Annotated in this window: 11 protein-coding genes; 4 read left to right on the plus strand and 7 right to left on the minus strand. The window is 65.4% G+C overall.

Annotation, left to right across the window (positions count from 1 at the left end):
- Window positions 1-353 precede the first annotated feature (353 nt).
- The 3 genes from dalD (at window position 354) to G3N59_RS14280 (ending at window position 4,386) form a co-directional block, all read left to right on the plus strand.
- Window positions 354-1,760 (plus strand): D-arabinitol 4-dehydrogenase, encoded by a 1,407-nt coding sequence (gene dalD / locus G3N59_RS14270; protein ID WP_205983279.1) that lies wholly within the window; start codon window positions 354-356, stop codon window positions 1,758-1,760.
- Between the two features lie 130 nt (window positions 1,761-1,890).
- Entirely contained in the window at window positions 1,891-3,372 is a 1,482-nt protein-coding gene (gene xylB, locus G3N59_RS14275) for a xylulokinase (RefSeq protein ID WP_205983280.1), read from the plus strand.
- Window positions 3,373-3,432: 60 nt separating this feature from the next.
- Complete coding sequence (locus G3N59_RS14280) at window positions 3,433-4,386, plus strand: sugar-binding transcriptional regulator (protein WP_205983281.1); 954 nt, start codon at window positions 3,433-3,435, stop codon at window positions 4,384-4,386.
- Window positions 4,387-4,392: 6 nt separating this feature from the next.
- Here G3N59_RS14280 and G3N59_RS14285 read toward each other — a convergent pair whose 3' ends face one another.
- The 7 genes from G3N59_RS14285 to G3N59_RS14315 all read right to left on the minus strand — a co-directional run bounded on the left by G3N59_RS14285 (window position 4,393) and on the right by G3N59_RS14315 (window position 11,325).
- A complete protein-coding gene (locus G3N59_RS14285) occupies window positions 4,393-5,064 on the minus strand; it encodes a hypothetical protein (RefSeq protein ID WP_205983282.1) in 672 nt (223 codons plus the stop codon).
- Between the two features lie 140 nt (window positions 5,065-5,204).
- Window positions 5,205-6,314, minus strand: coding sequence for a sn-glycerol-3-phosphate ABC transporter ATP-binding protein UgpC (gene ugpC, locus G3N59_RS14290; RefSeq protein ID WP_205983283.1), 1,110 nt, complete (start codon window positions 6,312-6,314; stop codon window positions 5,205-5,207).
- A gap of 108 nt (window positions 6,315-6,422) precedes the next feature.
- A complete protein-coding gene (locus G3N59_RS14295; protein WP_205983284.1) occupies window positions 6,423-7,118 on the minus strand; it encodes an HAD family phosphatase in 696 nt (231 codons plus the stop codon).
- Window positions 7,118-7,990, minus strand: coding sequence for a carbohydrate ABC transporter permease (locus G3N59_RS14300; RefSeq protein WP_205983285.1), 873 nt, complete (start codon window positions 7,988-7,990; stop codon window positions 7,118-7,120). Before G3N59_RS14300 ends, G3N59_RS14295 begins: the two co-directional genes overlap by 1 nt.
- The gene (locus G3N59_RS14305) at window positions 7,987-8,934 is read right to left on the minus strand and encodes a sugar ABC transporter permease (protein WP_205983286.1); all 948 of its coding nucleotides are present in this window, start codon (window positions 8,932-8,934) and stop codon (window positions 7,987-7,989) included. Before G3N59_RS14305 ends, G3N59_RS14300 begins: the two co-directional genes overlap by 4 nt.
- 156 nt (window positions 8,935-9,090) lie before the next feature.
- The gene (locus G3N59_RS14310; protein ID WP_205983287.1) at window positions 9,091-10,413 is read right to left on the minus strand and encodes a sugar ABC transporter substrate-binding protein; all 1,323 of its coding nucleotides are present in this window, start codon (window positions 10,411-10,413) and stop codon (window positions 9,091-9,093) included.
- Window positions 10,414-10,521: 108 nt separating this feature from the next.
- Entirely contained in the window at window positions 10,522-11,325 is an 804-nt protein-coding gene (locus G3N59_RS14315) for an L-iditol 2-dehydrogenase (protein WP_346777884.1), read from the minus strand.
- Window positions 11,326-11,726: 401 nt separating this feature from the next.
- Between G3N59_RS14315 and G3N59_RS14320 the strand changes: the two genes are divergently transcribed.
- The gene (locus G3N59_RS14320) at window positions 11,727-12,692 is read left to right on the plus strand and encodes a metal ABC transporter solute-binding protein (protein WP_205983288.1); all 966 of its coding nucleotides are present in this window, start codon (window positions 11,727-11,729) and stop codon (window positions 12,690-12,692) included.
- Window positions 12,693-12,735: the final 43 nt, after the last annotated feature.

Here is a 12,735-nt window from a genome sequence, read left to right on the forward strand (position 1 = left end):
GCCAAGTCATCTGGCGCGTTCTTCAGGCGCGGCGCATCGCGCGCCGCGCGCATCTGAACCTCCCTCCTCTGCGTTGTTGTGCGTCACAACAAGCGCATCACACGCGCGTCGATGCGCGTCCTCATGGCGTGTACAGCGGCGGTACCCCGCAGCGCACCACCAAAATCCGCTTTTCCCCGTCTTGACTTTCGATCGACCGAATACGATCATTCGTTCATCGATCGAGCAAATGCTCACACCCAGAGCGCAGCGCGCCTCGGAACGGCGCACGCCAGATGGCGCACGCAAAATGCGCGCAGCACCTGCAGGTCAAAGCCAGGCAAAAAATTCAGGGCGAAAAACAGGAGACAACTATGGACAGCGCGCGCAGCGACGCGAACGTGATCCTGCACATCGGCGCGGGATCGTTTCACCGGGCGCATCAGGCGTGGTATCTGCATCGCGTGAACCTCGCGCGGCAGCCGGACGAGCCGGCGTGGTCGCTCTCCGTGGGCAATATCCGCGCCGATATGAACCCCGTCATGGACGCCCTTGCCGCGCAGAACGGCGTCTACACGCTCGAAACCGTCACGCCGCAAGGCGAGCGCGCCTACGAGTCGATCCACTCGATCACGCGCGTGCTGCCCTGGTCGGCGGATCTTGCGAGCCTGATCGAAGCGGGCGCCGATCCGGCCTGCAAGATCGTCGCCTTCACGGTCACCGAAGGCGGCTATTACCTCGACGAACACGACCGCCTCGATACCTCGAATCCCGATCTGGCCGCCGATCTGAACGGTGCGCGCGCCACCATCTACGGCGCGCTCGCCGCGATCCTCGAAGCGCGCATGACGCGCGGCGGCGCTCCCGTCACGCTGCAAACCTGCGACAACCTGCGCAGCAACGGCAAGCGCTTTCACGCGGGCATGCGCGAATTCCTCAGCCTGCGCGGCGCGCTCGCGCTGCGCGAATGGTTCGACGCCAACACGGCCTGCCCCGATTCGATGGTCGATCGCATCACGCCGCGCCCCACGCCCGATGTGCGCGAGCGCGTCAAGGCCGCCACCGGCGTCGACGATGCCTGCCCGGTGATGGGCGAAGCGTTTATCCAGTGGGTGATCGAAGATCACTTCTGCGCGGGACGCCCGGCCTGGGAGCGCGCGGGCGCGGAGATGGTGGAATCGGTGATGCCCTACGAGGAAGCGAAGATCCGCATTCTCAACGCCACGCATAGCTGCATTGCGTGGGCGGGCACGCTGGTCGGTCTCGACTACATCCACGAAGGCACGCGGGACAGCGATATTCAGGCCTTCGCACACGCCTACGTGAGCGAAGACGTGATTCCCTGCCTCACGCCTAGCCCGCTCGATCTCGCGAAGTATCGCGACGTGGTGATCGAGCGTTTCAGCAATCCGTATATACAGGACACCAACCAGCGCGTGGCCGCCGACGGCTTTTCGAAGATCCCCGGCTTTATCGCGCCGACCATCGCGCAACGGATCGCAGCAGGCGCGACGCCGGCCGCCACGGCCATCCTGCCCGCGCTGTTCCTGCGCTTCCTGCAGCGCTGGAATGCGGGCACGCTGCCCTATCCGTATCAGGACGGCGTGATGGATGGCCCGAGCGTGGCGAAGATGTTCGAAGCGGCCAATCCGCTCGACGTCTTTTGCGCCGATAAACTGCTCTGGGGCAGCCTCGCGGGCAGCGCGCCGCTCGCCGCCGCGCTGCGCGATGCGCTCGCACGCGTCGATGCCTGGCTCGCGAAGCGTGGCGCCACCGTTTGACGACGCATCGTTCTTTCCTCGCCATCTGGCGCGCGCCGCGCCCCCGGGTCGGCGCGCATGGCGTCGGCCTGCGCGCGCGGCTAAAGTAGCCCCTCCACCCCACGACTACCGCGGACTTCCGCGCGCGCCCATGTATCTCGGCATCGACCTCGGCACCTCCGAAGTGAAAGTTCTGCTGCTCGCGCCCGACGGCCGCGTGATCGGCACGGCGGGCTCGCCGTTCACGGTTTCACGTGAGCATCCGCGCTGGGCCGAGCAGAATCCCGCCGACTGGTGGGACGGCACGCGCCACGCGCTCGCCGCGCTGCGCGAAAAACATCCGCGCGAATTCGCCGAAGTGCGCGGCATCGGCCTGTCCGGCCAGATGCACGGCGCGGTGCTGCTCGATCGTGACGATGCCGTGCTGCGCCCCGCGATCCTCTGGAACGACATGCGCGCCGTGGACGAATGCGCAGAACTCACTGCGCGCGCGCCGCAACTGCATCGCGTGGCGGGCAATCTGGCGATGCCGGGTTTCACCGCGCCCAAACTGCTGTGGGTCGCGCGCCACGAGCCCGAACTGTTCCGCAAGACCGCCTGCGTGCTGCTGCCCAAAGACTGGCTGCGTCTGAAGCTCACGGGCGGCAAGGTCTCCGATCCATCCGATGCGGCCGGCACGCTCTGGCTCGATGTGGCAAAGCGCGACTGGTCCGACGCCCTGCTCGACGCCTGCAACATGACGCGCGAGCAGATGCCCGCGCTCGCCGAAGGCAGCGCGCCGTCCGGCACGCTGCTGCCTGCTGTCGCGCGCGAATTCGGTCTGCGCGACGACGTCGTAGTGGCGGCCGGCGGCGGCGACAACGCCACCAGCGCGATCGGCATCGGCGCGGTGCAGCCGGGCGACGGCTTTGTCTCGCTCGGCACTTCGGGCGTGCTGTGCGTGATCGGCGACCGTTTCGCGCCGAATCCCGCTTCGGCCGTGCACGCGTTCTGCCACGCGATCCCCAACCGCTGGCATCAGATGAGCGTGGTGCTTTCGGCGGCCAGTTGCCTGCGCTGGGTCTGCAAGCTCACCGGCACCGACGAACCCACCCTGCTCGCCGAAGTCGAGCACATCGACGCGCGCACGCTCGCACAGGCGCCGCTGTTCCTGCCGTACCTTTCGGGCGAGCGCACGCCGCACAACGACCCCTACGCGCAAGGCGTGTTCTTCGGCATGACGCACGCGAGCGACCGCGCGCTGCTGGGCTACGCGGTGCTCGAAGGCGTGACGCTCGCGCTCACCGACGGCCTCGACGCCCTGCGCGCCGCCGGCACCGAAGTCGGTCCGCTGTCGATGCTCGGCGGCGGCGCGCGCAGCGCCTACTGGGCGCAGCTGGTCGCCGACGCGTTCGACACGCCCACGCGCCAGCATGGCGGCGGCGAAACCGGCGCGGCGCTGGGCGCGGCGCGTCTGGGCTGGCTCGCGGCGGGCGGCAATTTCGACGCGGTGCTCGCCAAGGCGCCCGTGACGGCCGAATACACGCCCGATGCCGCGCGTCACGCGGCGTTGCGCGAACGGCTGGCGTCTTATCGCGCGCTTTACCGGCACGTGCGGCCGCTGTTCGATCCCGCGCGCGAAAGGCTGGCGTAAGCGCGGCCGGTTTCGCGTAAACTCCGCCCGCCATCCCACAACATTCGCGCCGATCTCACCGTGCCCAAGTCCACCGAAAAACTCGATCTCGCCACCCGCGCCGCGTGGCTCTACTACGTGGCCGGCAACACCCAGAACGAGATCGCCGAAAAGCTGCAGGTTTCGCGCCCGGTTGCGCAGCGCCTGGTTGCCTTCGCGGTCGAGAAGAACCTGATCCGCGTGCGCGTCGATCATCAACTGGCCGATTGCCTCGCGCTCGCGGACCAGCTTTCGAAGCGCTACGGCCTCGCGATGTGCGAAGTCGTGCCCGTCGACGGCGACACTCAGGAAGCCATCGACCGCAAGCTCGCCGTGGCCGGCGCGCAGGTGATGGAGCGCTATCTGAACGAAGAACGGCCGATGGTCGTGGCCGTGAGCAGCGGGCGCACGCTCAAGGCCGCCGTCGATCAGATCGCGCAGATCGAGCGGCCGCAGCACCGGCTGGTGTCGATGGTGGGCGCAATTGCGCAGGACGGTTCGTCCAATCGCTACGATGTCGCGCTGCATATCTCCGAGAAAACCGGCGGCAAGCACTTCCTGCTGCCCGCGCCGCTGATCGCCGATAACGAAGCCGAGCGCGCGCAGTGGTGCAATCACCGCCTTTATCGCATCGTCGAGTCGCTGTCGGGCGAGGCCGATGTGGCCTTCGTCGGTATCGGCAATATCGGCGAGCATTGTCCGCTGCACGAAGACGGCTTCCTGACCACCGACGAAGTGCACGAGTTGATGCGCCTGGGCGCCATCGCCGAAATGCTCGGGCTGCCGATCGACGCCAGCGGCCGCCGCGTCGATTCGCCGACCGGGCGGCGCGTGACGAGCCTGCATCTGGATTCGCCGCCGAAGCGCCCGACGATTGGTTTCGCGGGCGGCGCGCGCAAGCGCGAAGCGCTGATCGCCGCGCTCAAGGGCGGCTGGCTTTCGGGTCTCGTGACCGACGAAGCCAGCGCGCGCGCGGCCTTGGGCGAGAAAGTCTGACGCGCTTTATTTGAGCGGATACGTCTGCGCCAGCGCCCGGCGGATCGCGTCCGCATTCGGATAGCGCGCGTGCTCCGTGTGGCCGTCGCGAAAGCCGCATTGACACTGGCCGATGAACGGCGCGCTGGCGTCGTTCTGCAGGCCCACGAACACCGCGCCCTGCGCAGCGGACCCCGTCAGCCTGTACACATAGCCGTCGTAAGAATCGCCGCCGTAGTCGTCGTGCTGCTGCGGCGTCTGCACGAGCACGATCAGGCTCTTGCTGCGCGGCGTCTGATCCGCGTGCGCGAAGAACACCGACGCGATCTTCGGAATGCCGCCGTCCTCTTCGTAGCGGTCGAATAGCTGATCGTGCCAGGCCTGATCGGCGTCCTGGTAGATCAGATGCGCGTCCAGCGTGTAGGGCCGATTCTCGCCGCGCTGGCCCGGACGCTTCGTCAGGTTATCGGTGAAATAGACCCACGCGCCAGGCATGACCGGATTTGCGTCGATGATCGGCGGTTGCAGTTCGTGCTGATTGTCGAGGCGCGCTTCGACCTGCTGCACGACAACGGTCGGCGCATCGGCTGCGTGTGCGGACATGGCGGCGAGAAACGGCGATATCGCCAGGACACTCGCGATCGACGCGATCTTGCGAATCATGATGGCATGGCTATAAAGACCCGGACGCAGGATCATAGCGCCCGTCCACCTTTCGCCGCTTGCATGTGCACAGAATGCGAGCAAAAAAGCGCGCAAAAAAAAGCCCGCTCGAAAGCGGGCGTCCCTTGGTTGGGGCAAGGCAACCTCGGACAACGACTAACGACCACTCCAAAACTTCAAGCCGCGAGTTCCTGCGCGAAGCGGCGCTCGAACGCCAGCCCTTGCGCATCGAACAGATGGCAGTGATCGGGCGTCGCGCCCAGCTTCATGGTCTCGCCGCGTTCGTGCTTTTCCAGCGGCGGAATGCGCGCGATCAGGCCATCGGGCGCGACCGGCGATTCGGCGTAGAGATAGGCGGCGTCGCCCAGCGACTCCACCGTCATCGCCTTCGCGCTCGCACCGTATTCGCCCGCATTGACATGCAGATGCTCGGGGCGGATGCCCACCGTGACCTTGTCGCCTTCGCGCGCACCGCGCGGCTCGACCGAGACCTTCTGCGTTTCGCCGGTTGGATAGCGCACCACGATGCCGTCGCTATCGACCTGCTGGATCTGGCCTTCGAAGAAGTTCATCTTCGGCGAGCCGATAAAGCCCGCGACAAAGCGATTGGCCGGCGCATGATAAAGACGGTTCGGACTCCCGACCTGTTCGACATTGCCCGCCGACAGCACGACGATCTTGTCCGCGAGCGTCATCGCTTCGACCTGATCGTGCGTCACGTAGATCATCGTGGTCTTGAGTTCGTCGTGCAGGCGCGCGAATTCCAGGCGCATCTTCACGCGCAGCGCGGCGTCGAGATTCGAGAGCGGTTCGTCGAACAGGAAGACCTTGGGCTTGCGCGTGATCGCACGGCCGATCGCCACGCGCTGACGCTGGCCGCCCGAAAGCTGCTTGGGCTTGCGATCGAGCAGATGGTCGATGTGCAGGATCTTCGCGGCATTCTTCACGGCCGCGTCGATCTCGGGCTTCTTCGCGCCCGCGAGCTTGAGGCCGAACGCCATGTTGTCGTACAGCGTCATATGCGGATACAGCGCGTACGACTGGAACACCATCGCAATGCCGCGCTTGGCGGGCGGCACGTCGTTCATGCGCGTACCGTCGATCATCAGATCGCCGGCGCTGATGTCTTCCAGACCCGCGATCATCCGCATCAGCGTGGTCTTGCCGCAGCCGCTCGGGCCGACAAAGACGACGAATTCGCCGTCGCCGATATCGAGGTTCACGTCGCGCAGGACTTCGGTTTCGTCGTAGCGCTTGAGCACGTTTCTCAGGATCACGCTTGCCATGATGTGTGTCTCCGTTCATTGCGGCAGGTGCCGGTTCTCGACCGTGTGGCACCTTGCACCGCGTTTTTCAGCACGTTCAGTTCGGGGCGCGGCAACGCGCACAGCGCATCACGCCGTGCGCGCCTGCGTCCTGTCGATCCACTCCGCCACCAGCGCGGGCAGCATGCGCATATCGTCGAAGATGGCCTGCGCGCCCACTTCGCGCAGTTCGAGCGCGTGCGCGTCGCCACCCACGTGCGCGCCGCCGACGAAACCCAGCACCGTCATGCCCGCCGCGCGCGCGGCGCTCACCCCCGTCACGCTGTCCTCCACCACGATGCAGGCCTGCGGCGCGACGTTCAGCCCGCGCGCGGCGGCCAGATACACATCGGGCGCGGGCTTGGGCTTCGCGACGATATCGGCGCAATAAATACGCTCGCCGAAAAAGCGCGTGAGATCGTTGCGCGCCAGCACGCCGCGCACCACGGCGGTGTAGCTGTTGCTCGCGCAGGCCTTGGTGAGCGAAATGGCTTCCAGCGCCGCCGCCACGCCGGGAAAGAGCGGCGCTTCGGCGGCTTCGCGTTCGGCCACGGCGCGGATCGCCGCGACATCGGCTTCGCTCAACTGCCGGCCGAGCGCTTCGCTCGTGCCGCCCAGCACGCGCTCGATACGCTGGCCGAGCAGCGGCATCAGCACCGGCGCGACCGCGGCACCGGGCCAGCGCGCTTCCAGCTCGCGCACCAGCACGCTGGCCGCCACGGCTTCGCTGTCGATCAGCACGCCGTCGCAGTCGCAGATCAGCGCTTCTATTGCGACATTCGCCATTACTTGACCGCTCCGAAGGTAAGACCGCGCACGAGTTGCTTCTGCGAGAGCCAACCGACGATCAGCACCGGCGCCACCGCCAGCAGCGAAGCGGCAGAGAGCTTGGCCCAGAACAGCCCTTCAGGGCTCGAATACGAAGCGATGAACACGGTGAGCGGCGCCGCATTCGAACTCGACAGGTTGATGCTCCAGAATGCTTCGTTCCACGAAAGAATGATTAAAAGCAGCGCGGTGGATGCGAGCCCCGGCACCGCCATCGGCATGAGCAGATAGACGATTTCCTGCCACGTGGCCGCGCCGTCCATGCGCCCGGCTTCGAGAATGTCGCGCGGAATTTCGTTGAAGTAGGTGTACGACATCCACACGGCAATCGGCAGATTGATCAGCGTATAAACGATGATCAGCCCGCTCACCGAATCCAGCAGCCCGGTGTTCTTCCACAGCAGATAGATCGGCACCAGCACGCCAACCGACGGCATCATCTTGGTCGACAGCATCCACAGCAGGATCTTCTGCGTGCGATGGTTCGGGAAGAACGCCATCGCATAGGCGGCCGGCACGGCGAGCAGCAGGCAGACGATCGTCACGCCCGCCGAGATCAGCACCGAATTCCACGCGAACGCAAAGTAATTGCTGCGCGCGAACACCTCGCGGAAGCTGTCGAGCGTCGGCATGAAGAAGATCGTCGGGATATACGCCTGCTGCTCGGTCTTGAACGCCGTGATCGTCATCCAGAAGATCGGGAAGAACAAGGCGATGGCGATGATCCACGCGAGCAGCCCCGGCACCACGCGGCCGATGAACTGCAGCGGCGAGGCGCGATTGACCGCGTGCGGCGACTGCGGTGCATGCGTAGCGGTAACTTGACTCATTTTTCGTACTCCCCTTTGAGGTTGCGCGCGAGCATGCGCACGAGGAAGAACGACACGATGTTCGCCAGCACGACAGCCAGAATGCCGCCCGCCGATGCGATGCCCACGTCGAACTGCTGCAGGCCCATCGAGTAGATCAGGTAAGTGAGGTTGGTGGTGGCGTTGCCGGGGCCGCCGCCGGTGGTCGTGTAGATTTCGGCGAAGATCGACAGCAGGAAGATCGACTCCATCATCACCACCACCGCGATCGCGCGGCGCAGGTGCGGCAGCGTGATGTAGAAGAACAGCGAGATCGCGCCGGCGCCGTCGATCTTCGCGGCTTCCTTCTGCTCCTGGTCGAGCGATTGAATCGCCGTGAAGAGAATCAGGAACGCGAACGGCAGCCACTGCCACGCCACGATCAGGATGACCGCGAAGAGCGGATATTCGGCGAACCAGTCGATCGGCGTCATGCCCACCGAGCGCATCGCGATGGCAACCAGCCCGTAGACCGGATGCAGGATCATGTTCTTCCAGATCAGCGCGCTCACCGTGGGCATCACGAAGAACGGCGCAATCGCGAACAGACGCGCAATGCCCATGCCGACGAACTTGCGGTCGAACAGCACCGCCATCAGCACGCCGCCGATCACGGTGATCGCCAGCACGGCCACGATCAGCACGATGGTGTGCACGATCGACGGCACGAACGAGGGGTCGGTCGCGAGGAACTTGTAGTTGTCGAGGCCCGCGAAACCCTTGAGATCGGGATTGAGCAGGTTGTAGCGCGTGAACGAATACCAGATCGTCATCGCAAGCGGAATCGTCATCCACAACAGCAGGACGGCGACCGAAGGCGAGACGAGCCAGCGCGACGCCGAGCGGCGGGTTTCCACCTGTTTCGCATTCGGCTTGGGCGCTCGGGTTCGATTGAATAGAGGCATGTGGAGATGGAGATGACGCATGAGGACCACCCTTCTCTGTTGCGCGCCGAGCGGGGGCAAGGCGCCGCATCTTGCTGCGCTGGACACGCACGGGGCCGGTTGCGGCTCGTGCGTGTCCAAGCTTGAGGCTTGCTTCTGCGCTGATTTCTGCGCTTACTTCTGCAGTTACTTTTGCGCTTACTTCTGATACCCAGCCTGCGCCACCGCGCGATCGGCGGCGGCGTTACCCGCCGCGAGCGCCTGATCGACGCTCATCTGCCCGGCTACCGCGCCCGCGATACTCTGCCCGACCACCGTGCCGAACGACTGGAATTCAGGAATCCCGACGAACTGCACGCCCGTGTACGGCACCGGCTTGGCAGTCGGATGGTTCGGATCGGCGGTCTGGATCGCCTTCAGCACGAAGTCCGAGAACGGCGCGGCCTGCTTGTACTCGGGGCGCTGATACGTCGAAATACGCGTGCCCGACGGCACCGAAGCCCAGCCCTCATCCTTCGCGACCATTTCGATGTACTGCTTCGAGGTCGCCCATTCGATGAACTTCTTCGCCGCGTCCGGCGACTTCGACGACTTCGGCACCGCCAGCGCCCACGACCACAGCCAGTGCGCGCCGTTCGGCGTCACGGCAGTCGGCGCGGCCGCGAAGCCGATCTTGTCGGCGACCTGCGACTGCGACTTGTTGTAGAGAATGCCGGCCGCCACCGTGGCGTCGATCCACATCGCGCACTTGCCCGAGGACATCAGCGTGAGGTTTTCGTTGAAGCCATTCGAGCTGGCTCCCGGAGGGCCGTCCTTCTTGAGCAGATCGACATAGAAGCCCACCGCCTTCTTCCATTCCGGCGTGGTCAGCTGCGCGTGCCACTTCTCGTCGAACCAGCGCCCGCCGAAGGTGTTCACCACCGTCGTCACGTAGGCCATGTTCTCGCCCCAGCCCGCCTTGCCGCGCAGACAGATGCCGTAGGTGCCCGCCGATTTATCGGTGAGCTTGTCGGCGAAGTCCTTGATCTGGTCGTAGGTCGGCTGGTCGGGCATCTTCAGGCCCTTGGCCGCGAACAGATCCTTGCGGTAATACGTCATCGAGCTTTCGACGTAGAACGGCAGCGCGTAGAGCGTGCCGCTGTACGAGAGACCGTCACGCGCCGTCTTCACGACGTCGTTGAGATCGTAGTCGGCGGGCAGGCCGGTCATCGGCGCGAGCCAGCCGCGCTTGCCCCATTGCGGCGCTTCATAGGTGCCGATCATCATCACGTCGAACTGGCCGCTGTTGGTCGTGATGTCGGTCGTGGCGCGCTGGCGCAGCACGTTTTCTTCGAGGATCACCCAGTTCAGCTTGATGCCCGGATTGGCCTTCTCGAAGGCCGGCGAGAGCTTCTTCAGCTCGATCATGTCCGGGTTGTTCAACATGGCGACCGTGACGGTCTGCGCGTGCGCGGCACCGGCCGCAGCGATCAGCGCGCCCGCACTGATCGAACGCAGCACGGTTTTGAAAGCGGGTTTCATGGCGTTGTCTCCTTTGTTTGTTACGTTATGTCGTGCTGCCTGCCCGATTGCAGGGTTCTAGTGCCTGAGGTACCGCTCGAGTCGATGCCGCCGGAACGCTCCGCCGGTTCAGCTCATCCAGTTGCCGCCGTCCACGTTGAGCGTCTGCGCGGTGATGTAATCGGCGTCAGCAGAAGCGAGAAAGAGCGCGGCGCCCGTGAGATCGGCGGGCAGACCCATGCGGCCCAGCGGCACCGCTTCGCCCACCAGACGCTTCTTCTCGCCCAGCGGCCGCCCTTCGTAGCGCGCGAACAGCGCGTCCACCTGCTCCCACATCGGCGTATCCACCACGCCCGGCGCGATGCCGTTCACGTTGATGCGATGCGGCGCCAGCGCCAGCGCCGCCGATTGCGTATAGCTGAGCACCGCCGCCTTGGTTGCGCAGTAGTGCGAAACGAGTGCTTCGCCGCGCCGTCCGGCCTGCGAAGACATATTGATGATCTTGCCGCCGTGGCCCTGCTCGACCATGCGCTGCGCGACGGCCTGCATCAGGAAGAACATGCCCTTCACGTTGACGGCGAAGAGACGGTCGTAGATATCCCAGGATTCGTCGAGCAGCGGGCGCATGTCGAACAGCGCCGCGTTATTGAAAAGAATGTCGATCTGGCCGAAGTGTTCGAGCGTCGATGAAACGATGCGCGCGATGTCGTCGCGCCGCGTGACGTCGGCGCTGAGCGCGAGCACGCGTTCGGGGAATTGTTCGCTGAGCGCGGGCGCGATGCCATCGGCCGGCTTCACGTCGACGAGCACGCAGCGCGCGCCCTCGTCCAGATAGCGACGCGCAACCGCTTCGCCAATACCGCTTGCCGCGCCGGTCAGCACGGCCACCTTGTCCTGCAAACGTCCTGCCGCCGGGTACGCGGGATGTGCCACAGGTTGTCTCCGATGTCGTTCTGCGGATGGACGCCACCAGGCCTTCAGCCTGAACACTCGCTCATCGCATGAACATTTGCTCTCTTGGTGGTCGAATGATCGGATACGCACGCACACATGTCAAGGCGGACAAACGCCATCGATGCGGATTTCGATGGTGCGGCGCGCAAGCGGCCTGCCGAGCCTCGATAGAGCGTCGGATGTACAGCATTTCCCGCGCCCGGCAGGCGCTTTTCGCACAGATTGACGCTCGCACCTCTGCCGGGCTCGCTCGCCAACTTTCGCGTTACGTTATATCATCGCGCCTTCACGGATTTTTGCCTTCTCCGGGTCGCTGCGCGTCCTGCCCCGACGCCATCCGGACCTTGTTCTCACGCCTCGCTCACGTCAAGGATAGAACCATGCTCGCATTTCCCCGCGCGACGCTGCGCACGCGCCGCCGGCCGGCCGCTGCTGCGGCTTTGCTCAAGCCCGCCTTCCGTTCGGCCATGGCGGTTGTCGCAACGCTCGGTGCGCTGTTCGGTTCGATGAGCGCCGCGCACGCTGCGCTCGCCACGGATAACGCGATTCCCGTGGTCGCCGCGGAGAACTTCTACGGCGACGTGGTCAAGCAGATCGGCGGCGCCTACGTGAACGTGACGAGCATCCTGAGCAATCCCGACCAGGACCCGCACCTCTTCGAAGCCAGCCCGAAGACCGCGCGCGCGCTCCAGCATGCCCGCGTGGTGGTCTACAACGGCGCGGACTACGATCCGTGGATGACCAAACTGCTCGGCGCGACCGCCGCGCAGAGCCGCCAGCGCGCCACCATCGTCGCGGCGGATCTGGTCGGCAAGAAGGCCGGCGACAATCCGCACCTCTGGTACGACCCGCAGACCATGCCCGCCGTGTCGCGCGCCGTGGGCGCAGCGCTCGACGCCGCAGACCCGGCGCACAAGAGCGTGTACGATGCCAACCTTGCGGCGTTTCTCGCCTCGCTCAAGCCGATCGACGCGAAGGTCGCGGCGCTGCGCGCGCAGTACAAAGGCCAGCCGGTGACGGCGACGGAACCGGTGTTCGGCTATATGTCGGATGCGATCGGCCTCGATATGCGCAACCTGCGCTTCCAGTTGGCGGCGATGAACGATACCGAGGCCAGCGCCTCCGATATCGCCGCCTTCGAGCGCGATCTGCGCGAGCGCCGCGTGCGCGTGCTGATCTACAACAGCCAGGCGACCGAAGCGCTCACGCGCCGCATGCTCGGCCTCGCGCAGCAGTCGAAGGTGCCGACGGTCAGCGTGACGGAAACGCAGCCCGCCGGCGTGAACTTCCAGCAATGGATGCTGGCGCAGCTCGATGCGCTGGGCAAAGCGCTCGCCACGCCATAAGTACTCGATACACACTCAACAGCAAGCAGTCAGCAGGGAACCG

It is taken from the genome of Paraburkholderia sp. Ac-20340 (assembly GCF_017104965.1).
GTDB lineage: Bacteria > Pseudomonadota > Gammaproteobacteria > Burkholderiales > Burkholderiaceae > Paraburkholderia.